We start from the raw sequence: 26,751 nt of genomic DNA on the forward strand, positions 1-26,751 counted from the left end.
ATGCGCCCTCTCGAAGGCATCAAGGTCGTCACGTTCGAGCATGCGATCGCGGCGCCGTTCTGCACGCGCCAGCTCGCCGATCTGGGCGCGCGCGTCATCAAGGTGGAGCGTCCGGGCGTGGGCGATTTCGCGCGCAACTATGACGAGCGCGTGCACGGCCTGGCCTCGCATTTCGTCTGGACCAACCGCTCGAAGGAAAGTCTCACGCTCGACGTCAAACAGGCTGAGGCGCAGGAGATCGTGCACAGCCTGCTCGCCGACGCCGATGTATTCGTGCAGAACCTCGCGCCCGGCGCGACGCAGCGCCTTGGGCTCGATTACGAGGCACTGCGCGAGCGTTATCCGCGTCTGATCGTCTGCGATATTTCGGGCTATGGCAGCGACGGACCGTATCGCGACAAGAAAGCCTACGACCTGCTGATCCAGAGCGAATCGGGCTTTCTGAGCGTCACCGGCACGCCCGAGGAATCCGCCAAGGCGGGCTGCTCGATCGCCGATATTTCCGCGGGCATGTACGCGTATTCGAACATCCTCGCGGCGCTGATCGAGCGCGGCAAGACCGGGCGCGGCCGCCGCATCGACGTGTCGATGCTCGAAAGCATGGTCGAGTGGATGAGCTTTCCGCTCTACTACGCGTTCGATGGCCAGACGCCGCCACCACGCAACGGCGCGGCGCACGCAACGATCTATCCCTACGGTCCGTTCAAGGCGGGCGATGGCAAATCGGTGATGCTCGGCCTGCAAAACGAGCGCGAATGGAAACAGTTCTGCGAGGTCGTGCTGCGCCAGCCCGAACTCGCCGATGACGAGCGCTTCAGCGCCAACAGCCGCCGCGTCGCGCATCGCACAGAACTGGGCCAGTTGATCGAAGACGTGTTCGCGCGCCTCACCGCGCACGACGTCATCGAGCGGCTAGAAGCCGCGAAGATCGCCAACGCGCACATCAACGACATGCAGGCCGTGTGGACGCACGCGCAACTCGGCGCGCGCGAGCGCTGGACGCAGGTGGGCACGCCCGCGGGCATGATCCCCGCGTTGTTGCCGCCGGGCCTCACGCTCGCGGACGAGCCGCGCATGGACCCGGTGCCCGCGCTCGGCGAGCACACCGACGCAATCCTCAAGGAACTCGGTTACGACGAGGCGCACATTCGCGCCTTGCACGAAACCGGCACAGTTTGAACACGCAATAAAAACCGCTGTAAAGAAGCACTGAAAGAAGCCATAAAAGCCGTATCCACGCCGCGCACAGAAACAAAAATACTCGCGCGGCCGCCAATGTATCAGGCACCTGCGCACCCTTGACGGGCGCGCAGGCGGCATCACAAAGGAGACACCTTCATGCAGCACACGGTCAATGCCGCCGGCCGCCTCGACCGGCTACCTGTTTCACGCTTTCACTGGAAAATACTCGGCCTGATTGCGGGCGGCGCGTTTCTCGACGCCTTCGACATCTATCTCGCCAACGGCTCGGTCGCCTCGATGGTCAAGGACGGCTTCACCGATCTGCATCACGGCGCGATGTTCGTCTCCTCCACTTTCGTCGGCATGATGCTGGGCGCGTTCCTCGCGGGCTGGCTTGGCGACCGGCTCGGGCGCCGCTATTCGTATCAGCTCAATCTCGCGGTGTTCGGTCTGGCATCGATAGCCGCGTGCTTCGCGCCCAATATCGAATGGCTGATCGCGCTGCGCTTCATCATGGGCCTTGGGCTGGGTGCGGAACTCGTGGTCGCCGCCGGTACGCTCGCGGAATTCGTCCCGCCCGCCACGCGCGGCAAATGGGTTTCGCTGCTCGCAATCATCACGAATAGCGGCCTGTTCGCGGCCCTCGCCGCCGGTTACTGGATTATCCCGAATCTGGGCTGGCGTTATATGTTCGCGGTGGCGGGCGTGGGCGCGCTGGTGGTGTGGTTCCTGCGTCATCGCATGCCGGAATCGCCGCGCTGGCTCGAATCGGTCGGCCGTCTCGACGAAGCCGAAGCAACGCTTGCCGCCATCGAGCGCGAAGTCAGCGCACAGGTCGGGGAATTGCCGCCCGTGCAGCGCGCAGTCGATCTGCACAAAGGCAAAGTGCCGATCAGCGCGCTGTTCGCGCGCGGCATGCGCAGCCGCACGTTTGTTGCGGCCATCACGGCCATCGGCGTCAATGTGGGCCTTTATGGCTTCATTGCGTGGCTGCCGACGTTCTTCGTAGCGCAAGGTCTGTCGATCGTGAAGTCGCTGGGATTTGTGTTCGTGATGTCGGTGGGTTCGCCGGTGGGCGGCCTGATCGGCTATTTCATCGCGGACCGCGTCGGGCGGGCGCGCGGCATCCTGATTGCGTCGGTGGTGAGCGTGGTGCTCGGCTGGATCTATGTGACGCTGCGCGAACCGGCCGCGATCATGCTGGTGGGCTTCTGTCTCGTGAGCGCGATCTACACGATCTGCACGCTCGGCCTGTTTGGCTATATCCCCGAACTGTTCCCGACCGAAGTGCGCCTGCGCGGCACAGGCGTGGCCGGCACCTGCGGGCGCGCCTCGTCGATCGTCACGCCCTGGCTCGCGTTGCTGCTGTACGAGCGTTTTGGCGTGTCCGGTGTGATCGCAATGGTGAGCGTGGTGCTCGCCGTGCTGTGCGTGGCCATTCTGGTTCTGCGGGTGGAGACGAGCCGCGCGGCGCTCGAAGACATTCAGCCTGAGCCGGACGCAGAACGCTTCGCGACCGGCGCAACGGTAGCGGGTGGCACCAAAGTGCAGTGAGCGCGTAACACGCCAGTTTGTTCGCATGACTGAATGCCGCTTCGCGATAACGAAGCGGCATTTTTATTTGCGCAGCCCGCGGCGTTCAGGCGAACGTGGGCGGCAACTCGTGCAAGTGCTCCATCAGCACTTCGACAAAATGGCTCGCCAGCAGCGAAGGGGCCGTTTGCGTGGTGGTCGCCATGCTCACCGTGACGCCGATTGCCGGCACGAACGGTTTGATCAGCACCTTTTGCGCGAACGTACCGGCGACGAACGGCGTGACCACGCCGATGCCGTTGCCGCTTGCCACCATCGCGCAAACGGTGATCGACGACGTCGTCTCGATCGCGGACTTCATCTCCAGCCCGACCGCATACATGAGGGCGCCGAGCGCGAGCGTAATTTCATCGGCGCTGTCCAGCGTGATCAGACGCTCTCCGCGCAGCATCCGCACATCCACGACCGCTTCGTTCGCAAGCCGATGACCGTGCGGCAAGACGCAAACAGCGGGAATCGTCCTCATGGCCAGCGACTCGAAATCGCTCTCCATGACCTTGCCTGTCGTGAGGATGCAATCGAATAACTCCTGACGCAGCAATTCCATCAGGCGCAGTGTCGCGTGCGTATGAACGATCAGATGCGCGTCGGGAAAGCGTTGGCTGAATACTTCCACGACAGCCGGCAATACGCCCAGCGCGAGCACGGGCGTGCAGCCGATGCGCAACGTGCCGGTGCCCGAACGCCGCAACATCGCCACGACGGTCTCGATCTGGTCCAACCCTTCAAAATGCTTCTGAATGGCGCGATAGAGCAGCATGCCTTCGCGCGTCGGCCGCAAACGGCCCTGATGCTTTTCCAGCAGCTTGAGGCCCGAGAAGTTTTGCAGTTCGGTCAGCCGTCGGCTGATCGACGGCTGCGTGGTGTTCAGCATCGCCGCCGCGCCGATGGTCGTGCCCGCCTGCATGATCGCGCGGAACGCCTGCAACTGAGGGAAGTTAAGCGGCCTGGTCATAACGATGAAAGACGATCCTGGCTGGAAGCCTGCACACAGGCGACGCATGTATATCGGATTTGAATAACGCACCGATAAAGAAGAATTATACCCACCCGAACAGCCTCGCTAGGATGCTCGCTCTGGAACATAAAAGGGCGCTTTTCATTACCAATGGCAATTAGAAAGCTTTGTTACGTAAATACTCTATTCGTGTTCCAGTCTGGCGCATATTTGTTCACAGCGGTCCCTGAAAACCTGTTTGGCGCACAACGTCCCGCTTCTTTCGCTAGTTAACAGTTGTCTGATTGCCTGCCGGATTTTCGATGGTTAATGTGCGGGCAGGAATGATTGATTGGCGAACGTTCATAGTACGAAATAAAAATCAGCATAAATGGCACGATCATTCATAAATAGATTCGCTTGATCGGTTTTCAAACGACCTGACGTGACGGCATCCGCCAGGATTGGCCTGCATCGCGTTGCGTCAGGCGCGCAAAGCTGCTGCTCATCCATGGATAACAACGAATCGCAGTCGTCATGGCTTCAGGCTGCCACGCGTCATGAAGCGGACACCATCGGGGATCGCTCCGTCATTAGCATCGGTCTCTTCGATTGCTCCGGTCAGCATGGCGTCCTCTACGACGTGCTGACGCACGCCGAGTATCTGTGCATCGAAATCAGGACGATCGACGAACTCGCTACGATGCTGCGGCGTGGCGCGCTCGATATGCTCATTGTGGCGGGCTTCGCACGCGACAGCCGCAGCATCGAGGCGCTTAACCTCGTGCGCACCGACATCGTGCCCGATGTGCCGTTACTGATCGTTGGCGAGCCGGATAATGCAGATGCCGAATCGCTGGCGCTCAACGCAGGCGCGGACGACTACCTCGTGGAATCGCGTTCGCCCGAAGTGCTGATTGCTCGCGTCGCGTCACTGCTGCGCCGCGTACGTCGCCGCCAGGCCGCGACGCTTGAGCGGTACGGCGACTATGAATTCGATACGAGCCGCGGCATCGTCACGCTACGCGGCAGCACGGTCACGCTGACCCAGCGCGAATTCGACCTGGCCCGGCTGCTGTTCCGGCATCTCAACGCGCCGCTGTCGCGCGCGCAGATCTTCGAATCGGTCTGGCGTCAGTCCTTCGGCGTCACCTCGCGCACGGTGGATACGCACATCTGCTGGCTGCGCTCGAAGCTCCAGTTGCATCCCGTCAACGGCTATGTGGTGACGTCCGTGCATGGCTACGGCTATCGGCTCGAAGCCGTGCGGGAGACGCGCTAGCGCTGCCGTATCCAGCCGCCCAAAACGGCTAGATGCGGTCGAGGCGATAGCCGCGTCCATGTACCGAAGTAAGCCGGTAGCCGCTTTCAGGAACGAGATTCAGCTTTGTGCGCAGGCGGCTGATCTGCGTGTCGACACTACGCATGTTGATATCGATCTCGCCTTGCCAGATCAGATCGAGAATGTGTTCGCGCGACAGCGTCGTGCCCATGTGCTGATAGAACAGCAGCGCAAGCCTGAATTGCCGGGAGGTCAAATGAATCGGGTTGCCGTTGCGCGAAACACTGCAGTCGACCGGGTCGAACTCGAAAGCGTTGGCGTGTTGATCGGCGCGCTCAAGGTAATCCGTGCGTACGCGGCGCAACACCGAGGCCACGCGCGCACGCAACACGCCCGCTTCGACCGGACGGTTCAGACAGGCGTCAGCACCGCCATTCAAGGCGCAGACTTCGTCGCCTTCGGCCTGGAGCGAGGTCACGTACAAAACCGGAATCTGTACAGAGACGATCGCCCTGACCGTGCCCAGCACGCGCAAACCCGTCATGTCGGGCAAGGCGTGATCGACCACGAGGAGATCGAAGGTTTCGCGTCGCAGTGCGCGCAATAACGCGCTTCCCAGTGCAAAGTAATGGCATATGCAGCCTTCGCCCGGCAACGTCCGGGCGACGAGTGCCTCCAGTTCAGCATCGGCGGTCAATAGGGCAAGTCTCATAAGTCAAACACGTCGTGTACTTTCTGGCGTCACCTGCTCACCGGGAAAAAAAAGGCCAGTCGGACGTGCACGTCCAGACCGGCAAATGAAGTTGGTCTAAGGTGAGGGGGAGCACCAGAGTCTGCGCTGCGACCAACCTCGGGCCAGGAAAGTCAGCGCATGTGACCATTCCGGGACGCATGGCAACCATCTTCGTGCTTTCCTGGGATTGCGCACAATCTCGCCATGAACAATCTCATTATTGAGCAAAGCGACTGAAGGGGTTGTTAAATCATGTCGCATGGATGTGGCATTGCGCACGCGCAATGGCGCGTCTGTGCTGCGACGCGACACGGCATCGCCGCCGCTTTTTCGACAAAACCAGCAGGATGACTAATTAATCGCGATCCCACCGCGACATCACCCGCGCTTCGCTCAGCAGAACGAAGCGCGTTGCCTTACCAGCGCAGCAGACGCGGGCCGAGCCATGCGCCGATCGCCGCGGGCATCAGCATGCCGATGGCGTACCAGATGCTCCAGAACGCCGGGCTCATTTCCGGGCAGTGGACGCAGTAGGCGATGGTGGCGAGCGCGCTCGCGAAGAGTCCCGCCGCCGCGCCTGCAAGACGCGGTCGCGTTGGCGCCAGCCCTTTCGCGGCCCAGAACACCGCGACGAAGGTCGGCACCGAAAGCAGCAGGATATTGAATGGGCAACTGCGCCACGAAAGCCCGAGCATCAGCGGCACGCGTTCGGCGGGCGCTGCGGTGCCCAACGTCACCCAGGCCGCCAGCCACACCGCGACGAACGGCGCGGCCACCAGCGCCCACGCGTAACCGCCGCGCACGCCGGGCCGCCCGAGTCGGCTTACCGTCAGCGCAGCCGCGATTGCCACCGCCATCGGGAAGGCAATCTTGGCCCAGAAGATCGGCGTTTGCGCGACGTCCATCAGATCGTGACGCACGCCGAACACGACGGCCACCAGCACGAGCGAGCCTGCGAGCCCAAGCGGCAACGCGCGCGCGAAACGGCGCACGACCGCCTTGCGGTCCACGCGCGTGACGCCGGTGGACAGCAGCGTGATGAGATCGTCGGTTTTCATTGCGCCCCCCGGATACGCGCGGCAAGCGCTTTCAGGCCACGGTGGATGCCCACCTTGACGGCCGATTCGGACAGCCCGGTGAGCTTCGCGGCCTCCACCACCGAACGCCCCTCCAGCTTCACATGGACGATGGGCAGGCGCTGCTTGTCCGGCAACTGGTCGAGGAGCTTGCCGATATCGCGGCGCGCCTGGGCCGGTTCGTCGTCGGCTTGCGCGAACAGGTCGGTGTGATCGTCGAGCGGGTCGTTGAGCGATTCGCGCCGGGAGCGCGAGCGAAAGAAGTCCATCAGCTTGTAGCGGGCGATCGCGTGCACCCAGGCGGTCAGCGGTTCGTCGGGACGCCATGTGTGGCGTGCATTGTGCACCGCGAGCAGGATCTCCTGCACGAGGTCTTCCACATCGTCGTGCAACTGCGGGATGCGCCGGCGCAGGTACGCGCGCAAGTGGCGCGTGAGCTCCTGCAGAAAAGTGCGGTACGCATCGGCGTCCCCTTCGAGGCCGCTCACGAACAGCGCTTTGAGACGGATTTCCGCTGGGTACAAAGGGCGTCCTGGGTTGTCGCGACGATGGGATGCCGCTCCCGCGACGGCGTGTCTGGTAGCGTCGTCGATTCGGGGCGCGGTCGGGTGAGGGTAGCCGATGCCGTCGTGCGCCGCAATACCGCCCATCGCGCCCACGGCGGCGCTCACTGCCCCGCCCTGCGCGCCGGCTTCGTCCGCCCGCCGCCACTGCGTTGCCCGGTTCGCCCAGCTCACGTTTGCGTTCTCCAGATGTGGGTGCCGCGGCGCACACTCGCGTGTGTGGCCTCTCGACTTAGTTCGTTCGCGGCGGGCGGCGGGTTACAGGCCACGCAACTTTTTCTGTTTTGATGGCGGTGGCTCTACGACCTTTGCGCTTCGTGGATCTTTCAAGGAGCCACGCGCCGGGTTACCTTGATGGACCTTTGACGCAATTTCTGCGTACACGCGACATCCTGGTCGCACGAACCGAGCGAGTGAAGCATGGCAGCGAGAACGAACGAGTATCAGCAACCCATCGGCGCGGCGCTGGAGGGCTGGACGCCGCGCGAGCGGCCCGCCCGCGTGACGCTCGAAGGCGCGCGTTGCCGCATCGAGCCTGTCGATGTCGAACGGCATGCCGCCGATCTCTTCGAAGCGTACAGCGCCGCGCCCGACGGCAGCGACTGGACCTATCTGTTCATCGGCCCCTTCGCGGATTTCGCGTCCTTTCGCGCCTACCTCGAAAAAGCCGCCGCTTCCGAAGATCCCCTGCACTACACCATCATCGATCGCGCGAGCGGCAAGGCCGTCGGCACCTTCGCGCTGATGCGCATCGATCCGGCGCACGGCGCCATCGAGGTCGGCAGCGTAACGTTCTCGCCGCTGCTCAAGCGCACGGCGCTCTCCACCGAGGCGCAATACCTGCTGATGCGCTACGCCTTCGACCAGCTCGGCTACCGCCGCTACGAATGGAAGTGCGACAGCCTCAATGCGCCGTCGCGCAAGACCGCGCAGCGCCTGGGCTTCCAGTTCGAGGGTATCTTCCGCCAGGCCGTGGTGTACAAGGGCCGCAGCCGCGACACGGCCTGGTACGCGATCATCGACCAGGACTGGCCGCAGGTGAAGCGCGCGTTCGAAACCTGGCTCGCGCCCGCCAATTTCGACGCGCAAGGCAACCAGCGCGCTTCGCTCGCAAGCCTGCGCGATGCCTGAAGCGATCGTCATCCGCGATATCGCGAGCGCCGACCGGGCGGACTGGCTCCGCCTCTGGGCGGGCTACAACGCGTTCTATGAGACCGAAGTCGCGCCGCGGATCAGCGAGCGCACCTGGCAGCGCCTGCTCGACGCCGATGCGGCCCTGTTCGGCCGCATCGCGCAAGTGGACGCACGCGTGGTCGGCTTCAGCCTGAGCGTGCTGCACGAGGGCACCTGGGTCGACGCGCCGATCTGCTATCTGGAAGATCTGTTCGTCGATCCCGCCGCGCGCGGCGCCGGGGTGGGCCGCGCGCTGATCGCCGATCTGGTCGCGCTGGGCAAGCAGCGCGGCTGGTCGCGCCTCTATTGGCACACACGCGAGGACAACCCTGCGCGCAAGCTCTACGACGAATTCACCGCCGCCGACGACTTCGTGCGCTACCGTCTCACACTCTGAGATGCGTTTCACCTATGAAACCTAGGGTTTCACCCAGCTGTCAATCAGAAAAACTGATCGCAAGCATCAATTTAATGCGTTTCCCATAAGCGTTCCGATGCGGCAAAGTGTCATCTCCGCGAATGGAGTGATCTCCAAGTGAACCAACGCATTGATCCGTCCCTGCTTGCCCCGCCCGATCTGTCGTTCGCGACGCTCGACTCGGGCGTCGTTCTGCCTTACCTCGAACGGGGGACGGGTGAGCCGCTGCTGTTCGTACACGGCTCGCTGTGCGATTACCGCTACTGGGCGCCGCAGCTCGACGGCCTTGAAGACGATTTCCGCTGCATCGCGCCGAGCCTGAGCCATTACTGGCCGGCCGCCGACGCCTGTATTCAAGGCGAGTTCGGCTGGGAAAGCCATCTGCACGAACTGGCCGAGTTCATCGACGCGCTGGGTCTGGAATCCGTGCACCTCGTCGGCCACTCGCGCGGCGGCAGCATCGCCTATCACCTCGCGCGCCGTTATCCGCGTCTGGTACGCACGCTCGTGCTGGCCGATCCGGGTGGCCCGCTGCGCCGCCTCGAAGAAGACGACGACGTCCTGCCGCCCGCCACCAACGCGCTGCGCACGCGCGCGGCCGATCTGATCGGCAATGGTCAGCTCGAAGACGGTCTGGAACTGTTTGTGGATTCGGTGAGCATTCCCGGCGCATGGCGCAAGAGCACGCACGAATTCCGCGAAATGGCGATCGCCAATGCGACGACGCTGCCCAAGCAACTGGACGACCCGCTGCCCGCCTACACGCGCCGCCCGGCCGCCGACATCAAGTGCCGCACGCTGCTGATCGACGGCCAGCGCAGCCCGCTGATGTTCCGCAACAACGTCGAAGCGCTCGAAGAATGGATCGACTTCGCACAGCGCGTGACCATGAAGGGCGCAACGCACGGCATGAACGGCACGCACGCCGATCTCTTCAACACGCACGTGCGCAACTTCATCTACGAAGGCCGATAAAGCCTGTCAGGCGCGCGTATTCCTCCCTCGCGCGCCCTTTCTGATTCAGGCGTTCATTTGGCAAACAGCTGCCCGATATCCTTGAACGCCTTGAATTCCAGCGCATTGCCGCACGGATCGAACAGGAACATCGTGGCCTGTTCGCCCACCTGCCCCTGAAAGCGGATATACGGCTCGATCACGAACTGCGTGCCGAACTCGCGCAGCCGTTGCGCCAGCGCTTCCCACCGCTCCCATTCCAGCACCACGCCGAAATGCGGCACCGGCACGTCATGACCATCAACGGCGTTGGTGTGCGCGGCTTCCTGCGAAGCGGTTTTCGGATGCTCGTGAATCACCAGCTGATGCCCGAAAAAATCGAAATCGACCCAGTGGTCGCTCGAACGCCCTTCCGCGAGACCGAACACGCGGCCATAAAAATCGCGCGCGGCGGCCAGATCGTAGACGGGAATCGCCAGGTGAAACGGCGAAAGACTCATGGCTTGCTCCTTCCTGTTTTCTCTGTGTCGCGCCATGGTAGGCCGCGCGGTTGAAAAATAAAATCAATATATAATTTCGCAATTCATCAATTATTTTTGTGAATGATCCGCGAGCTGACCACCCTGCTGGCCGTGGCGCGCGAAGGCACCTTTGCCGCCGCCGGCAAGCGCATCGGCCTGACCCAGGCCGCCGTGAGCGCACAGATGCAGCGTCTCGAAGCCGAACTGGGCTTCGCGCTGTTCGAGCGCGAGGGACGCCATGCGCGTCTGAACGTGCGCGGCCGGCAGGTGCTGGGACAGGCGCAGGAAGTGTTGCGGCTCTACGGCAAGCTGAGCACCGTGAGCGTCGACCCCGCCGCCGAGGTGCGCGTGAATATCGGCGCGATTGCATCGGTGCAGCGCGCGCAGTTGCCTGGTGCGCTCGCCGCGTTTCATCGCCAATGTCCGGGCGCGCATACGCGCGTGATTCCGGGGCTGTCGATGGAGCTCGTCAATCTCGTCGATGCGGGCGAACTCGATTTCGCCGCGATCATTCGCCCACCCTTCGCCCTGCAAAGCGATCTGCGCTGGAGCCCCATCGCCAGCGAGCCGTTCCGGCTGATCGTGCCGCGCGCGCTCAAAGGCAACGACTGGATGGCGCTGCTCGCGCAGCAGGCGTTTATCCGCTATGACCGCGCTTCGTTTGGTGGGCGTCAGGTCGATCGCTTCCTCAAGCGCATGCAGATCGTCGTGCAGGAAGTGTGCGAGCTCGACGAGCTGGAAGCGATCGTGAAGCTGGTCGGCAATGGCGTGGGCGTAGCGCTCGTGCCGCAGACCGCCACCTGGCGACGTTGGCCCGCGGACGTGCGCGCTATCGATCTCGGTCACCATACGTTTCATCGCGATATCGGCGTCGTGCATCGCGACGCCGTGCAGATGAGCGAAGCGGCAAGGGTACTGCTTGGGTTGCTTGCGGGTCAGGGTGCGGTGGGGTGATCGTCGTCGATGGTCGGGCCGTCCCAGCCGTCGAGGTATTTGATCAGCGAATCGCGCACTTCGACTACGCGATGCCGGTAGAACAGATGCATCGTCGGCGTGCGGTTTTCGGGCAGCGCGCCATCGTGCGCACGCGCGAGCAGGCTGTTTAGCACCACTCGCAAGCCAAGACGATTGGTGCCGAACACCGTCTCGCCGCACGCCGGGCAAAACGCGCGCGACATCTGCTTCGTGGGATGCTGAAAGACCTGTAGCGCGCCCTGCGTCACGACGTCCCCGCTTGGCCATGCGGTAGCCGAAAGCATCGACGTGGCGTAGAAGTCGCGGCAGCTTGCACAGTGGCAGTTCGCGCGCGCGGCAGGTTCGCCGATCAGATCGATTTTGACCGCGCCGCAAAGGCAGGCAAGCTGGGTGGAATCGCCCATGACGTCTCCCTTTAGTTTGATGCGCGCGATTTGACCACGTTTCGCGCCCTCCCCCTTTGTTGCGTGTCATGCCAATAAAAAACCACGGCGCGCTTCGCAGCGCAACCGTGGTCTTTGCAGCCCGAGAAAACCGCCTATCAGCCGCCCAGCGCCGGATCGCTATAGCTCGGGTGGCCCGTTTCGACGTGACCCGCAATGCGGCGCACGAAGGTCGAATCGCTATCGACGGTGATCGTCAGGTCATACCAGCCGTAGGCGTTGCGCAGGTCCAGATAGAGCTGCTCGGTGTCGCCGCCGCGCACCGTGCGCTGGATCTTCGTGCCCGGGTCGTAGGCATTGACGATCGTGAACTGGCAACGCGCGCCGCCGACGTTTTCAAGGCGCAATTGCAGATTGCCGTTCGCCACGTCGTAGCCTTCGGCCACTTCGGGACGCGCCGTCTCGCCGTGGCTGAACCAGCCCGTCTGCGTCTGCTTGCCCGCGAAGCGGCGCAGGAAACCGTTCGGACCATGCACCGTGAAATCGTACGCGCCCGTGGCGCCGATCGTCAGCTGATCTTCAAGTCGCTTGCCCGCTTCGACCGTGTAGGTCAGCGGCGCAGCCGCGCTGCCCGTCGCATAGACCAGGAACACCGCGCCCGCGCGCCCCGTGTTGATGAAGTGCGCCTTCGCCTTGCCCGTCGACGCGTTCGCATTGAAGCGCACGAACAGCTCATAGGGCAGCGCACGCGCGAGACGCACGCCGCTCTCCTGCTTCGGCACGCTGCCGACCAGCGGCGGCACCGGCACGTAGTCGGGATGCCGCAGCTTGTCGGGCGGCGCGTAGCCCGTCGTCGAAGGCAGCGTCGGCAGCGCGGCGTTGGGCGTGGCGAAGTTGAACGCAGAGGTCAGATCACCGCACACGGCGCGACGCCACGGCGTGATGTTCGGTTCGGCCAGATCGTGATGCGAGCCAAAGCGCTTTTCGATGAAGCGGATCACCGACGTGTGATCGAAGGTCTCCGAGCACACCCAGCCGCCGCGCGACCAGGGCGACACCACCATCATCGGCACACGCGGTCCAAGCCCATACGGTCCCGATGCGTATTTGCTGCTGCCCGGGAAAATTTCGTTGGTGGTGTCGACCGTCGACAGACCGTTCGCGCTCGATGCGGGCGGAAACGGCGGCGCAAGGTGATCGAAGAAGCCGTCGTTCTCGTCGTAGTTCACCAGCAGGACGGTCTTGCTCCACAGGTCCGGGTTCGACGTGAGGATCTGCAGCACCTGATCGACATACCACGCGCCGTAGTTCGCCGGCCAGTTCGGATGTTCCGAATAGGCTTCGGGCGCGACGATCCACGACACCTGCGGCAGCGTGTTGTTCGCCACGTCCTGTTTGAGCACGTCGAAATAGCCGCCGCCCGCGAGCACGTTGGTGCCCGTGCGAGCGCGGTCATAGAGCGGGTTGCCCGGCTGCGCGTTCTGATATTGATGGAAGTAAAGCAGCGAGTTGTCGCCGTAATTGCCGATGTACGGATTGTCGCCCGTCCAGCCCCACGAGCCCTTGGCGTCCAGACCTTCGCCGATGTCCTGGTAGATCTTCCACGAAATGCCCGCGTTCTGCAGCACTTCGGGATAGGTGGACCAGCCGTAGCCCGCTTCCGCGTTGTCGACCACCGGGCCGCCGCCGCTGCCGTCGTTACCGACCCAGCCGGTCCACATGTAGTAGCGGTTCGGGTCCGTCGAGGTCAGCGTCGAGCAGTGATAGGCGTCGCAGATCGTGAACGCGTCGGCGAGCTGGTAGTGGAACGGGATGTCGTCGCGCGTGAGGTACGCCATCGTCGTCGTGCCCTTGGCGGGCACCCACTGGTCATAGCGGCCGCCGTTCCAGGCGGCGTGCGTGGTCGGCCAGTCGTGCGGCAGATCCTGGATGAACTGCAGGCCCAGGTTGGCGGCCGTCGGATGAAACGGCAGCACTTCGCCAATGCCCGCCGCGAGCGGCTGGTTCCACACCGGCTTGCCGGTGGGCAGCGTGATAGTGCGCGTGTCGCCAAATCCGCGCACGCCGCGCAGCGTGCCGAAGTAATGGTCGAACGAGCGGTTTTCCTGCATCAGGATGACGATGTGCTCGACGTCCTGGATGCTGCCCGTGCGATTGTTCGCAGGGATCGCAAGCGCGTTGCGGATGCCTTGCGGCAGCATCGTCAGGGCGGTGGCCGAACCGGCGCTCATCGCGGCGGTGCGGAGAAAGTCACGGCGGCTTCTCGAAGTCATGTTGTGGTTTCCATCTTCAGGTTGAGAAAGCACGCGCGACGCCGCGCCGTCACGAGCGACGGCAGGCGGCGCGGGTCGCGCGGCCGGGTGCAGTCCGTTGTCAATCGGCGGTGTGAATCTCGGGTGGGGCGAGCGGCGCGTTGCTGGTTGCGGTGTTGGCGACATCCGCGCCGCTGTTGATGCTGTCCGCACTGCTCGCGCCGTCGGGTGAGGCTGGCGCGCGAGCGGGCGAGCGAATGGCTTGCACGCCGATGGCGGCGCTGCCGTTCGCACTGTCCAGGGAAGTCGATGAGGTTGAAACCGTGTCCGCAAGCGGTGCCGCGCCCTGCTGCGGGGCGGGTGGTGCCGCAATGGCAGGCGCGGGTTGCGTTTGTGCGAGTTCACGCGCGGCGCTCGTGGTGAGCGCAACGCGTGCGTCGTCGGCGCGATCGCTGCATGCGCTTGTCGCGCACATCACCCATGCAGCCATGACGCTGCTGAGCAGAACGCCGGGCAGGCTCAAACGTTTGCGCGGCACGCTCCGCATACGCGGGCGCGCCGGCACGAATTCGACCGTCATCGAAGTCTCCGAACAGATAGAGGCACAACAACGGCTCGAGGAGGCGGCCCGAGCGTCGCCTTAACGCGGTGAAAGCAGCGGTAAGGCGCGATGGAGCATAACGAAAACGCTTTTAAGTTTTATGACGCGTGGCCGCGAGCGCTTTTAATTCGACCAGCCATAATGCTTTCAGATCGTAATAAAACTCGCGGCACGCCGCTTGCACGGGCAAACGCGCACAATGGAAAAGCACAACGCGAATATCCGTCCGTCAAAGCAAAGGGGGCGCCGATGAAAAGCCAGGCAAGCAGCAAAACGAAAAGCAAACCGGCGACAAAGAACGACAAACTCAGCAATAAACGCAATGAGAAAGAAAGCGCGCTGATGCTCGATTCAAAGGATGCGAAACTCGAATCCCGGCGCGCGAAGAAACTACCCAAGCCCGCGCAACGCCAGGCGATCCTCACCGAACAGCGCCGCCTGAAAATGGCGCGCTCGCCGCATGCTTATGTGCGCGGTGCGACTGAGCAGTTTTACGAATGGATCGTCGAGGCCAACGGCGGTTCGCTGCCGCGCGGTCCCGCTGTGTGGATCTGCGGCGACTGCCATACGGGTAATCTCGGCCCCGTTGCGAATCAGGACGGCAAGGTCGAAATCCATATCCGCGATCTCGATCAGACCGTGATCGGCAATCCCGCGCACGATCTCATCCGGTTGGGGCTATCGCTTGCGACTGCGGCGCGCGGGTCGTCGCTTTCCGGGCTGACCATCGTGCATATGATGGAGGCGCTCGCGGCGGGGTATGAATCGGCGTTCGACACCAGGCGTAAAAAGCCCGAATTGCCCGAGCGGCCCGAGCCGGTTCATCTGGCGATGAAGCTCGCGGTGCGCCGTTCCTGGCGGCATCTCGCGGAAGAGCGCATCGAAGATCTCAAGCCGACGATTCCACTTGGCAAGCGTTTCTGGCCGCTCACGCGCGAAGAAAGCAAGGCGATCACAGGACTCTTCGCCGACGAAGCGATTGCCAGCTTGCCCACGGGTCTGCGCGGGCGCAACGATTCTGGCGAAGTGGAAGTGCTGGACGCCGCGTACTGGGTGAAGGGCTGCAGCTCGCTTGGGCGCCTGCGCTACGCGGTGTTGCTGGACGTGGACGGCGGCGTGATCGAAGGCGACGATCTTTGCCTCATGGATATCAAGGAGGGCGTGAAAGCCGCCGCGCCGCGTTACGAAGATGCGTCCATGCCGCGCGATAACGCCGAACGCGTGGTGGAAGGCGCGCGCCACCTGTCGCCCTTTCTGGGCGAGCGCATGCGCGCGGCGCGCCTGCTCGATCGTGCCGTCGTGATCCGCGAATTGCTGCCGCAGGATCTCAAGCTCGAAATCGACGAACTCGACAAGGACGACGCGCGCAAAGTGGCGTTCTATCTAGCCGCGGTAGTGGGCAAGGCGCACGCGCGGCAGATGGACCCGCCCACACGGCGTGGCTGGCTCGCGGAACTGCGGCGCAATCGCTCGAAGACGATCGATGCGCCGCTGTGGCTCTGGAACAGCGTGGTGCAACTCGCGAGCAGCCATGAGGCGGGGTATCTGGAACACTGCCGGCGTTTTGCCACCGGCGTGAACTAGCTCAGGCGTCCAGGCGTCCGTAACCGCCGCCACCCGGCGTTTCGACGACGAACACATCGCCCTCGGCCATCTCCACGCTGGCGATATGGCCGAGCGCCACGACTTCGCCGCGCGCGCGCTCGACATGGTTGCGGCCCGCACTCCCGGCCGCGCCGCCCGCTGCGCCAAAGGGCGCGTGAATGCGATTGTTCGAGAGGATCGAAGCCGTCATCGGCGCGAGGAAGCGGATGCGCCGCACTGCGCCGTTGCCGCCGCGCCAGCGCCCCGCCCCGCCCGAATCCGCGCGGATCAGATGCGATTCGAGCCGCACGGGATAGCGCCATTCGAGCACCTCGGGATCGGTCAGACGCGAGTTCGTCATATGCGTCTGCACCGCGTCCACACCGCTGAAACCTTCGCCCGCGCCACTGCCGCCCGCAATCGTTTCGTAGTACTGATACTGCGCATCGCCGAAGGTGAAATTGTTCATAGTCCCCTGACTCGACGCCACGATGCCAAGCGCGCCATAAAGCGCATTCGTGATTGCCGAAGACGTCTCGACGTTGCCCGACACCACGGCCGCCGGATACACGGGATTGAGCATCGAGCGTTCGGGCACGATCACGCTCAACGGTTTCAGGCAGCCTGCATTGAGCGGAATGTCGTCGCCCACCAGCGTGCGGAATACGTAGAGCACCGCCGCCATGCACACGGCCTTCGGCGCGTTGAAGTTATTCGGCAATTGCGCCGACGTGCCGCTGAAATCGATCGTCGCGCTGCGCATGCGGGCATCCACGCGAATCGACACTTCGATCACCGCGCCGTTATCCAGTTCGTAGCGGTACGCACCGTCCTTGAGCGCGTCAATCACACGGCGCACCGCTTCTTCGGCGTTATCCTGCACGTGCTGCATGAAGGCGAGCACCACGTCGCGGCCGAATTGCGCAACCATGCGGCGCAACTCGTCGACGCCCTTCTGGTTCGCAGCAACCTGGGCGCGCAGATCGGCCATGTTCTGATCGATATTGCGCGCCGGATAACGCCCAGACGCCAGCAACGCGCGCGTTTCGCGCTCACGCAACACGCCCGCCGACACCAGTTGCCAGTTATCGATCAGCACGCCTTCCTCTTCGATATGCGTCGAGGCCGCGGGCATCGAGCCAGGCGTAATGCCGCCGATATCCGCGTGATGACCGCGCGAACCAACATAAAACAGGGGCTCTGCGCTGCCGTCCGCGAAGACGGGCGTGATGACTGTCACGTCGGGCAAATGCGTGCCGCCGTGATACGGATCGTTGAGCATGAAGACGTCGCCGTCGCGCATCGTGCCGCGATTGCGCTCGATAACGGTCTTGATGCTTTCGCCCATCGATCCCAGATGCACGGGCATGTGCGGCGCGTTCGCGATGAGGTTGCCAGCCGCGTCGAAGATCGCGCACGAGAAGTCCAGGCGCTCCTTGATGTTGACCGAATAGGCCGTGTTTTGCAGGCGCAAACCCATCTGCTCGGCGATCGACATAAAGAGGTTATTGAAAATTTCAAGGCGCACGGGATCGGCCTCGGTACCCATCGAGCGACGCGTGGGCAACGGCTGCACGCGCGTCATGATCACGTTGCCCTGCGTGGTCAGCGCGGCCTGCCACCCAGGCTCGACCACCGTGGTGCCGTTTTTCTCCGCGATAATCGCCGGGCCGTCGAGCACATCGCCTTCCAGCAGGGTATCGCGCTGGTAGAGCGCGGCGTCGTGCCAGTTGCCACCGGAGTAGAAACGCACGTTTGCCTGCTTCTGCGGCGCGCCGCCCGCTTCGCGCGACGCGAGCATGGCCGTCACAGGTTGGGCATCGGCGTGGCCAATGGCTTCGACCGACGCGAGTTCGACCACCAGTGGCGTGTCGGGCATCAGAAACGCGTAGCGTTGACGATAAGCGGCTTCAAACGCGGCGCGCATGGCGTCGACGCTGCCCGCATTCACCGCGAGCGCCGAATCCGTGCCTTGATAACGCAGATGGACGCGACGCGCGGTGCTGATGCGCGCGGCGTCCACGCCCTGCTCGCGCAGCGCGCCCACGGCTTCCTGCGCGAGCGTGTCGAGCGCCGCTTCGACGCCCGGTAGCGACGATTCCTCAAGCACCCGTTCCAGTGCGCGCTCGCGCATCGCGGTTTGATCGGCGAGTCCCATGCCGAACGCCGACAGCACGCCCGCGAGGGGATGCGCGAACACGCGGCTCATGCCCAGAGCGTCTGCCACACCACATGCATGCTGGCCGCCCGCACCGCCAAATGTCGTTAATACGTATTGCGAAACATCGTGGCCTCGCTGCACCGAGATTTTCTTGATGGCATTCGCCATGCTGCCGATGGCGATCTCCAGATAGCCTTCGGCGATCTCTTCCGGCGTGCGGCGCTGACCGGTCGCAGCGAAAATCGTGTCGGCCAACGCCTTGAAGCGCGCGACGACCGCGGCGTGATCGAGCGACTCGTTCGCCTGCGGCCCGAACACGCGCGGAAACCAGTCGGGCTGGATCTTGCCGAGCATGACGTTGCAGTCCGTGACGGTCAGCGGGCCGCCTCTGCGGTAGGCGCACGGACCGGGGTTCGCGCCCGCCGAGTCGGGGCCGACGCGAAGCCGCGCGCCGTCGAAGCCCAGCACCGAACCGCCGCCCGCGGCGACCGTGTGAATGCTCATCATCGGCGCACGCATGCGAACACCGGCCACCTGGGTTTCGAACACGCGCTCGAATTCGCCGTTGAAATGCGACACGTCGGTTGACGTGCCGCCCATATCGAAACCAATCACACGGTCAAAGCCCGCCGCTTGCGCCGCGCGCACCATGCCGACGATGCCGCCGGCCGGCCCGGACAGAATCGCGTCCTTGCCCTGGAAGCGATCGGCGCGCGTCAGGCCGCCGCTGCTTTGCATGAATTGCAGATTCACGCCCGGCATTTCGCTCGCGACCTGATCGACATAGCGACGCAGGATCGGCGACAGATAGGCGTCCACGACCGTGGTATCGCCGCGCGACACCATCTTCATGAGCGGCGAAACTTCATGCGACACCGAAACCTGTGTGAATCCCAAGCGCCACGCCAGCGCAGCGAGCGCGCTTTCGTGTCCAGTATGGCGATAACCGTGGATCAGCACGATAGCGAGCGCGCGGATGCCAGCTTCATAGACCTCACGCAGCGCGTTTTCCGCGCTTTCCAGATTGAGCGATTCGACTACGTCGCCTTGCGCGCTCAACCGTTCGTCGATTTCGACCACACGGTCATAGAGCGCTTCTGGCAAAGCGATGTCGAGATCGAACAGGCGCGGCCGGTTTTGATACGCGATGCGCAGCACATCGCGAAAACCTCGCGTGGTTACGAGCGCAACCGCCTCACCTTTGCGCTCCAGCAGCGCGTTGGTCGCAACCGTGGTGCCCATCTTGACCATTTCCACGTCGCGCGGTGTGATGGGTTGATCGGCGTTCAGGCCCAGCAAATGACGGATGCCGGCCACCGCCGCATCGCGGTATTGCTCGGGATTCTCCGAGAGCAGCTTGTGTGTCGTGAGCGTGCCGTCGGGGCGGCGCGCAACGATGTCGGTGAACGTGCCGCCGCGGTCGATCCAGAACTGCCAGCGGGAAGGCGTGCATGCGTCAGGGGTTTGAGCGTGATTCATGGCGCGTTTTCTATAAGGATGACGAAATAATATCGATCGAAATAAGGCTCGCTCGTCGCGAGCCTTGAAATCAGGTAGATTCGAGTTCGCGGCCGCGCGTTTCGGGCAGCGTCAGCGCGGCGACGATCAACACGCCGTAGGCGGCAACGGCGAAGATACCGATGCTCGTGCCCAGCCCGAACTGTTTGGACAGCGCACCGATCAACACGGGAAACAGCGCCCCGATCGCACGACCGACGTTGTAGCAGAAGCCCTGCCCCGAACCGCGCACGCGGGTGGGAAAGAGTTCGGTGAGGAATGCGCCCATGCCGGAAAAGATGCCGGAAGCGAAGAAGCCCAGCGGAAATCCCAGCCACAGCATCGAAGCGTTCGTCAGCGGCAGCGAGGTATAGGCGAATGCGATCGCCATCGACCCGACCGCGAACAGGATGAAGTTCGGCTTGCGGCCAAGACGGTCAGTGAGCCACGCACTCGACAGATAGCCGACGTAGGAACCGACAATGATCATCGCCAGGTAGCCGCCGGTGCCCATTACGGTGAGATGGCGTTCGGTTTTGAGAAAGGTCGGCAGCCAGGTGGTAATCGCGTAGTAGCCGCCCTGAGCGCCCGTTGTCAGCAAGGCGGCACGCAAGGTCGTCGAGAGCAGCTTCGGCGCGAAGATCTCGGTAAAGCGCGGCGTATCGTTCGCCTCCTTTTGTGCGCTGCGCGTTTGCTCGAATACTTCGGGTTCCTTGACATATCGACGGATCACCAGAACCAGCAAGGCGGGCACGAGCCCGATCAGGAACAGCGCGCGCCATGCCATTTCCGGCGCCATGATCGAGAACAGCACGGCATAAAGCAGCGCAGCGATGCCCCAGCCAATCGCCCAGCCCGATTGCACCAGGCCCACGGCCTTGCCGCGATCGCGCGCACGGATGACTTCGCCGATCAGCACGGCTCCGGCCGTCCATTCCCCGCCGAAGCCGAATCCCATCAGCGCACGCGCGGCGAGCAACTGATGGTAGTTTTGCGCAAGGCCGCAAAGCCCCGTGAAAAGCGCGAACCAGAGCACGGTCAATTGCAGCGTGCGCACACGGCCAATGCGGTCGGAGAGAATGCCCGCGATCCAGCCGCCCAGCGCCGACGAAAGGAGCGTCATGGTGCCGATAAAGCCGGCATCGCCCAGCGAAATGCCCCAGGTGGCGACCAGCGTGGGAATCACAAAGGACAGCATCTGCGTGTCCATGCCGTCGAGCATGTACCCGACTTTGCAACTCCAGAACGCGCGGCGTGCGCGAGGGCCCGCTTCTGCGTACCAGGAAAGCTGCGAACCGCTTTCTTCTGCGGCGGTCTCGCCCGCGCTGGCTGCGAATGTCTTGCTGTCCATCTGTCGCTCCTGTTGATAGACGCGTGGGGAATCTGTGGCGTCGTCTGGCCTAGAACACGGCCAGCGATGCGTTGGTGATATCGGTCATCAGCATGTGACCGGGGGCATGGGCAATCGCGAGCGGTAGTTTTGCGGCCATCAACGCCGTTTGAGGCGTCACGCCGCAGGCCCAGTAGACCGGCAACTCGCCCGGCCGGATTGTCACGGCGTCACCAAACTCAGGCCGTGCAAGATCGGCGATACCGAGTTCCGCCGCCTCGCCGATATGCACGGGCGCGCCGTGCACGCCAGGAAAGCGGCTCGTGATCTGCACGGCGCGAATCGCATCGGCGCCGCGCAGCGGACGCATCGACACAACCAGTTCGCCGCCAAACGCTCCCGCGCGGCGGTTCGCGATCTGCGTGCGATACATCGGAACATTGCGGCCCTCCTCAACATGGCGCAGGCCGATGCCTTCCTTCGCGAGCATCTGCTCGAACGAGAACGAGCAGCCAATCGCGAAAACCACGAAATCGTCTTGCCACACGGCTTCGATCGATTCGACGCATTCACTTAGGATTCCGTCACGATAAACGTTATACGCGGGCACGTCGGTGCGAATGTCGATATCGCGGCCGAGCATCGGCACGCGGAAATCGCCCGGCTCGCTGACACCCAACAACGGGCACGCCTTCGGATTCGCATGACAAAAGCGCAGAAAGTCGTGCGCGAATGCGGCAGGCAGGATTGCCAGATTGGCTTGTGCGTAGTCGCCGCAATGGCCGGCGGTCGGTCCACGGAAATCGCCGTGTCGAACGGCCTGGCGGAATTCATACGGAGTCATGGGTTGAGTCTGCTTCTATCGATGACGGAGGGTGGGTGCAATGGCAGCGAAATCGATGCGTTGCGAGTCGTTCGCTGTTTGACACAGCTTAGAAAAGAAGAAAATTTGACGCCAACTAGTTTTTTTAGCCGCTCACGAATAGAATTTCTTAACAAAACCACGGGTTTTCCCGAGTCACGTTGCTTTTTTTGAAGCGCTCGACACGCGCGCTGCCTGCCATGAACACACGCTTTCTGGAGACCTTCGTCACGCTTGCGAAGCTGCGCAGCTTTCGCACCACTGCAAGCGCGCTACACGCCACGCCCGCGGCCATTTCGCAACGTTTGAAAGCACTCGAAGAAGAATTGCAGACCGTGCTGGTGGATCGCGAGAGCCGCGAATTCCGCCTCACGCCGAATGGCGAATATCTGCTTGGCTATGCGAAGGCCGTGGTCGAGGCGACCCGTCAGTTGCAGGCTGCCGCGTCCAACGAAGGCGCAATGCGCGGCAAACTCCGGCTGGGCGTGATCGAAACCGTCGTACATAGCTGGCTCGCGGACTATATGCGGCGTCTGGCGAACGACTATCCACAGCTGGAAGTCGAGCTTGCGGTGGACGTAAGCGTCGTGCTGCAACGACGCCTGATGGCTGGCGAACTCGATCTGATCGTACGTGTGGAAGGTAGTGATGAGGAGTCCGTAGTATGTGATGCACTTGCAAATTATCCGGTGCATTGGATCGCGCGCGCCGGACTGCTGCCGCTTTCACGCAGCGGCCTGGCAAAGCGCGTATTGCGGCAGCCGATACTGACTTTCGGGCGCGGAACCGCGCCGCATCGCGCGCTGGAAGATATCGTCGGCAAGCTGGCGCTTGCGAACGGCGTGCCGCTCTCGGAGACGCGCATCACCGGTTCGCCGTCGATTTCGGTGATCGTCCAGCTCGTGCGCGACGGTTTTGGCGTGGCCGCGATTCCGCGCCTTTTTGTCGACGAACTCATCGCGCGGGGCGAAGTGGTCGAACTGCCCCTGCATCCGTCGCCGCCATCGATCGTGGTGTCGATGTCGCGGCGCAGCGACGCGCCGCTCTTTGTTCACGGCGCCGCCAACGCCGCGCGCGCCGCCTGCCACGATTACTGCGAACACGGCGATGCGCGGCTGATCGAGCGACTGTAGGGCTGGCGCGGGGTCGAAGAGGCTCGCTGATAAACTGGCGCGTCCGCGCGTGCAGGATATGCAGCGCTTTTTCTACCCTACTGCCTTGAAAGCATCCGCATGATCGACCCGTCCGCCATCGCCCACGCACTCGCGAAAAAAGCAATCGTCGCGGACGACAGCCAGCAACGGGCGATCGACACACTTTGCGCGCTCCTCCAGGGTTCGCGCTCCGATGCAGCGCAGCGCGAACATCGCGGCGTCTACTGTCACGGCTTGCCTGGACGCGGCAAGAGTTTGATCGTTGACACACTTTTTGCGCTCGCGCCCTGCGCGAAGCGGCGCATCCATTTTCATCAGTTCATCCGCGACATCAACCGGCTGGTCGTGCAGGCGCCACGCAGCGAAGACCGGTTGGGCGATGTGTCGCGCGCATGGCTCGACGGCGTCGATCTGCTCTACTTCGACGAATTCCATGTCCACGATATCGCCGACGCATTTCTGATCGGCCGCTTTCTGGAAACGGCGCTTGCGTGCGGCACGCGCATCGTGCTCACCTCGAATTACGCACCGCGCAATCTGCTGCCAGATCCCGAATTTCACGAACGCTTCGAGCCGACCATCGCCCGCATCGAACGGCATTTCGACATCGTCAACTTCGACGGTCCGCGCGACTACCGCGAAAACTGTGTCGACTCGACACAACTTCGCTACTTCTCGCCGCTCGACGACACACGCGAAGCGCTCTGGACGATCTTCGCGCAATACGAAGCGCAGGCTGCCATCCATCCCGCCGATGTCGAAGTGGCCGGGCGCTCGCTACCGGTTACGGCGGCAGGCAAGCAATTGGTATGGGTGGATTTCGACGCGCTGTGCGGCACGCCCCGCTCGCATCTGGACTATCTTGCGCTGGCCGAGCGTTGGCGCGGCGTGATTCTCGACCGCGTCGAAACCCCGATGCTCCAGCGGCGCGATGTGCTCCAGCGCTTCGTCTGGTTGATCGATATTCTTTACGACCGCAGGCACGCGCTGTTCATCGCGTCGGACCGGCCGGTGCGCGCAGCGCTCGAAGGACTCGACACAGCGCACGATGTGTCGCGCACCACCAGTCGGCTCGCGGAAATGCAATCGGGCGCTTACGCGATTGAACTCGAACCGGCGCATGGCGTTGCGAACGCTTCCTCTTCAGTTCCCGCTCGCTAAACTCCCCCGTTAGCGTGTCGCGCGCCGACACGCTCCGCGTCTTCTTTCCAACTGTTGTACAGTCCCTCGCACCCTGACACGAAGGACGAACAACACGATGGATACCCTCTCCCGTTTCAAACCAGTTGCGCTCGAACACGCGAGCCGCCTCATCAATCACGGCCCGACTGTGCTGATCACGAGCTCCGATGGCATGCGTCACAACGTGATGGCTGCGGCCTGGTCGATGCCCGTCGAATTCACGCCACCGCGCATTGCCGTTGTGATTGACAAGAAAACTTTCACGCGTGAATTGATTCATGCGAGCGGCACTTTCGGCATCTGCGTGCCGGGTGCGGCGGCGATGGATCTGACTTTTGCCGTTGGGAGCGTTAGCGGACGTGACGGCGATAAATTCGCTCAGTTTGATATCGACCCGGTGAAAGGGCCGGTGCTCGGCTTACCGCTGTTGGAGCAGGGCATCGCAGCCTGGATGGAATGCAAGCTCATCCCCGAGAAACATACTGAAGACGCTTACGACACGTGTTTTTGTGAGGTTGTGTCGGCAGCGGCTGATCCGCGAGTTTTTAGCGGCGGCCACTGGGTATTTGACGACAGCAATCGCGATCTGCACACGATTCATCATCTGGGGGCGGGGAATTTTGCTCTCGCCAGTGATGCTGTAAAGGCGAAGACGCTTGCTGGGTAAGGGTTTAGCGCGGATTCGTTGAGGCGGCGGCGGTTGAGTCGCCGCTACAGTGCTGGTCGATTATTCTATTAACTACAGATTACGTAGCAAAAGATACGAATTGGGTGACCTTTGGCTTGTTTGCGCGATGTGAATGTCGGCTGTAGATTTTTTAGGGTCCGAAAACGCATCCTAGCGTGAAACATCATTCGCCGCAGTGATTTTATGAGTCGCAAAGCCTTGTTGCATAAGGATTTTACCGTTTTCTTCGATTTGATGCGAATGTTTCACGCGGGGTGGAAATTGAGGGGATTTGGCGCGTTTATGGCGCTAGATTGGGTGAAAAATTGAGCGTTTTGGTCTGCAGGCGCTGTTGGATAGCCGAAGCAGGTTGGGCGCCGGAGAGATTGCGCGGGGGCGTCGAGCAACCAACAGGTTCGATTTCGGAAATATAGATAATTTAAGTCTATTTAATCTGTTAGTTGCAATATGAAATTTCATTTACGCGACCTCCAGTTGCCTGATTGCGCAGCCTCATTTGTCGTTACATGTGCTGTGGACAGTCACCGTGAGCTGCAGGTCAATGTGATCCTCTGAAAGAAGGACAGAGGAGAAAATTTGCGAATGATGGACACGAAGAAAGAACCGTGTGACATCTACCGGCAGCATCCTGAGATGTACGGGTCACTTGCACGAACACGTCGAGCATGTGCTGGCGACGAAACAAGAATTTGTCGTTGATCGAAGCCCCTGCCAATCGTGTATCCCGCTCCCCTTGCCGTCTCACATCCACGCGCCGCAGTGCAAACGCGGAGGTCAGCGATGCTACCCCTGTGTTCGACTCTTGCCACCGGCGGGCGAAATCTGCCATCCAGTCCTTTGATTGGATATTCGCGCTGGTGCGCGTGGAAGTTCAGCCCCCTATCTATCGCCCACTGTTCCGATAGATAGGCCTCTCTGCGCTGCGCCGCCTGCGACTTGCGACTGAGGCGGGCATGCTTCCCAACCATGAGCAGGCAGTCAAGTGCGTATTGTGTCGACTCGACACAGCTTGGCAATCCGGGAACCTTCACCGTCACCTGAGTCAGACGCTAGCCGTGATCGTGTATTCGGCGTAACGCGAATCACTGACCGGAATCGAACAGGTTCGCCGTACACGGGAGTGTGTCGAGTCGAGCGCAGACGAGATCCTCTGCTACATAATCAGTTGCTGGCACTCGCCTCACCCTCGAACTGATTCCATACTTCAGAGCGCTTCTTGCTCGCAAGCTGTAGAGGCCGAAGTCACGTCGTGTCGAGTCGACACACCCTCTTGGCGTGATTCAAACGAATGACAACTTGCACTTACGCATGCCTCGCCTGAGTAGCAGAATGTGAGCTTTTAAATATCTCTTGCTTCGATAGGTGCGCTAGGGGACTGCACTCTGCACGCCCGATAGACTATTCAGAACTCGATACGAATGCGCCGACTGTAGGTGCGTTGCTCACGGCACAGTGAGTTGTTTGATTTGAGAGAGGACGAGTGCCGTGCGGTGAACGCTGGTTCGAGAGGCCTTGATGTTTTCCGCGCGTCTCAATATCTTGGCGGGGGCTCGTGATTCGCGTCCCCTAGCCACATCGCTCCGCGTGGCAACCGTGGACAGCCGAAGAGCAACGGCTACGTGGGACGGGCCAGCGCCGCGAGTTGTCGAA

General features: G+C 62.5%; 22 protein-coding genes. 11 read left to right on the forward strand and 11 right to left on the reverse strand.

Annotated features, from left to right (window positions below):
- Both F3J17_RS00950 and F3J17_RS00955 read left to right on the forward strand, forming a co-directional pair.
- The gene (locus tag F3J17_RS00950) at positions 1-1,179 is read left to right on the forward strand and encodes a CaiB/BaiF CoA-transferase family protein (protein WP_167052914.1); all 1,179 of its coding nucleotides are present in this window, start codon (positions 1-3) and stop codon (positions 1,177-1,179) included.
- A 159-nt stretch (positions 1,180-1,338) separates the two neighbouring features.
- Positions 1,339-2,736, forward strand: a complete 1,398-nt coding sequence (locus F3J17_RS00955) for an MFS transporter (RefSeq protein WP_167052916.1) — start codon at positions 1,339-1,341, stop codon at positions 2,734-2,736.
- 85 nt (positions 2,737-2,821) lie between these two features.
- On the opposite strand, the gene F3J17_RS00960 is transcribed toward F3J17_RS00955, so the two are convergent.
- Positions 2,822-3,730, reverse strand: a complete 909-nt coding sequence (locus F3J17_RS00960) for a LysR substrate-binding domain-containing protein (RefSeq protein ID WP_167052918.1) — start codon at positions 3,728-3,730, stop codon at positions 2,822-2,824.
- 493 nt (positions 3,731-4,223) lie between these two features.
- Between F3J17_RS00960 and F3J17_RS00965 the strand changes: the two genes are divergently transcribed.
- The gene (locus F3J17_RS00965; RefSeq protein ID WP_167052919.1) at positions 4,224-4,994 is read left to right on the forward strand and encodes a response regulator transcription factor; all 771 of its coding nucleotides are present in this window, start codon (positions 4,224-4,226) and stop codon (positions 4,992-4,994) included.
- A 28-nt stretch (positions 4,995-5,022) separates the two neighbouring features.
- Here the strand turns inward: F3J17_RS00965 and F3J17_RS00970 are convergent, their stop codons facing one another.
- The 3 genes from F3J17_RS00970 to F3J17_RS00980 form a co-directional block, all read right to left on the reverse strand.
- Complete coding sequence (locus tag F3J17_RS00970; protein ID WP_167052921.1) at positions 5,023-5,706, reverse strand: response regulator transcription factor; 684 nt, start codon at positions 5,704-5,706, stop codon at positions 5,023-5,025.
- Positions 5,707-6,143: 437 nt separating this feature from the next.
- Positions 6,144-6,785: a DUF1109 domain-containing protein gene (locus tag F3J17_RS00975; protein WP_167052923.1), complete on the reverse strand. Its 642-nt coding sequence runs from the start codon at positions 6,783-6,785 to the stop codon at positions 6,144-6,146.
- The gene (locus tag F3J17_RS00980) at positions 6,782-7,327 is read right to left on the reverse strand and encodes a sigma-70 family RNA polymerase sigma factor (protein WP_027816500.1); all 546 of its coding nucleotides are present in this window, start codon (positions 7,325-7,327) and stop codon (positions 6,782-6,784) included. Before F3J17_RS00980 ends, F3J17_RS00975 begins: the two co-directional genes overlap by 4 nt.
- 459 nt (positions 7,328-7,786) lie before the next feature.
- On the opposite strand from F3J17_RS00980, the gene F3J17_RS00985 reads away from it, so the two are divergent.
- From F3J17_RS00985 to F3J17_RS00995, 3 genes are all read left to right on the forward strand, one after another.
- On the forward strand, positions 7,787-8,497 hold the full coding sequence (locus tag F3J17_RS00985) for a GNAT family protein (RefSeq protein ID WP_167052925.1): 711 nt from the start codon (positions 7,787-7,789) through the stop codon (positions 8,495-8,497).
- Positions 8,490-8,936, forward strand: a complete 447-nt coding sequence (locus F3J17_RS00990; protein WP_167052927.1) for a GNAT family N-acetyltransferase — start codon at positions 8,490-8,492, stop codon at positions 8,934-8,936. The genes F3J17_RS00985 and F3J17_RS00990 overlap by 8 nt, the downstream gene beginning before the upstream one ends.
- A 138-nt stretch (positions 8,937-9,074) precedes the next feature.
- Positions 9,075-9,932, forward strand: a complete 858-nt coding sequence (locus tag F3J17_RS00995; RefSeq protein ID WP_167052929.1) for an alpha/beta hydrolase — start codon at positions 9,075-9,077, stop codon at positions 9,930-9,932.
- 53 nt (positions 9,933-9,985) lie between these two features.
- Here the strand turns inward: F3J17_RS00995 and F3J17_RS01000 are convergent, their stop codons facing one another.
- Positions 9,986-10,411, reverse strand: a complete 426-nt coding sequence (locus F3J17_RS01000) for a VOC family protein (protein WP_167052931.1) — start codon at positions 10,409-10,411, stop codon at positions 9,986-9,988.
- A 102-nt stretch (positions 10,412-10,513) separates the two neighbouring features.
- Here F3J17_RS01000 and F3J17_RS01005 point away from each other — a divergent pair, with 102 nt between their 5' ends.
- On the forward strand, positions 10,514-11,386 hold the full coding sequence (locus F3J17_RS01005) for a LysR family transcriptional regulator (protein WP_167052933.1): 873 nt from the start codon (positions 10,514-10,516) through the stop codon (positions 11,384-11,386).
- On the opposite strand, the gene F3J17_RS01010 is transcribed toward F3J17_RS01005, so the two are convergent.
- The 3 genes from F3J17_RS01010 to F3J17_RS01020 form a co-directional block, all read right to left on the reverse strand.
- On the reverse strand, positions 11,368-11,811 hold the full coding sequence (locus F3J17_RS01010) for a GFA family protein (RefSeq protein WP_167052935.1): 444 nt from the start codon (positions 11,809-11,811) through the stop codon (positions 11,368-11,370). The genes F3J17_RS01005 and F3J17_RS01010 overlap by 19 nt on opposite strands.
- A gap of 137 nt (positions 11,812-11,948) precedes the next feature.
- Complete coding sequence (locus tag F3J17_RS01015) at positions 11,949-14,063, reverse strand: phospholipase C, phosphocholine-specific (RefSeq protein ID WP_167052937.1); 2,115 nt, start codon at positions 14,061-14,063, stop codon at positions 11,949-11,951.
- Between the two features lie 100 nt (positions 14,064-14,163).
- Entirely contained in the window at positions 14,164-14,622 is a 459-nt protein-coding gene (locus F3J17_RS01020) for a hypothetical protein (protein WP_167052939.1), read from the reverse strand.
- A gap of 363 nt (positions 14,623-14,985) precedes the next feature.
- Between F3J17_RS01020 and F3J17_RS01025 the strand changes: the two genes are divergently transcribed.
- Positions 14,986-16,227: a DUF2252 family protein gene (locus F3J17_RS01025; protein WP_167052941.1), complete on the forward strand. Its 1,242-nt coding sequence runs from the start codon at positions 14,986-14,988 to the stop codon at positions 16,225-16,227.
- Position 16,228: 1 nt separating this feature from the next.
- Here the strand turns inward: F3J17_RS01025 and F3J17_RS01030 are convergent, their stop codons facing one another.
- From F3J17_RS01030 to F3J17_RS01040, 3 genes are all read right to left on the reverse strand, one after another.
- A complete protein-coding gene (locus F3J17_RS01030) occupies positions 16,229-19,867 on the reverse strand; it encodes a hydantoinase B/oxoprolinase family protein (protein WP_167052943.1) in 3,639 nt (1,212 codons plus the stop codon).
- Between the two features lie 70 nt (positions 19,868-19,937).
- Positions 19,938-21,236, reverse strand: a complete 1,299-nt coding sequence (locus F3J17_RS01035; RefSeq protein ID WP_167052945.1) for an MFS transporter — start codon at positions 21,234-21,236, stop codon at positions 19,938-19,940.
- 49 nt (positions 21,237-21,285) lie between these two features.
- Entirely contained in the window at positions 21,286-22,059 is a 774-nt protein-coding gene (locus F3J17_RS01040) for a putative hydro-lyase (RefSeq protein ID WP_167052947.1), read from the reverse strand.
- A gap of 218 nt (positions 22,060-22,277) precedes the next feature.
- On the opposite strand from F3J17_RS01040, the gene F3J17_RS01045 reads away from it, so the two are divergent.
- The 3 genes from F3J17_RS01045 (at position 22,278) to F3J17_RS01055 (ending at position 25,080) form a co-directional block, all read left to right on the forward strand.
- Positions 22,278-23,210 (forward strand): LysR family transcriptional regulator, encoded by a 933-nt coding sequence (locus F3J17_RS01045; RefSeq protein WP_167052949.1) that lies wholly within the window; start codon positions 22,278-22,280, stop codon positions 23,208-23,210.
- Between the two features lie 99 nt (positions 23,211-23,309).
- Complete coding sequence (gene zapE, locus F3J17_RS01050; protein WP_167052951.1) at positions 23,310-24,392, forward strand: cell division protein ZapE; 1,083 nt, start codon at positions 23,310-23,312, stop codon at positions 24,390-24,392.
- Positions 24,393-24,489: 97 nt separating this feature from the next.
- Complete coding sequence (locus F3J17_RS01055; RefSeq protein WP_167052953.1) at positions 24,490-25,080, forward strand: flavin reductase family protein; 591 nt, start codon at positions 24,490-24,492, stop codon at positions 25,078-25,080.
- The last annotated feature ends 1,671 nt before the right edge of the window (positions 25,081-26,751 follow it).

It is taken from the genome of Burkholderia sp. Ax-1719, from assembly GCF_011753055.1.
GTDB lineage: Bacteria > Pseudomonadota > Gammaproteobacteria > Burkholderiales > Burkholderiaceae > Paraburkholderia.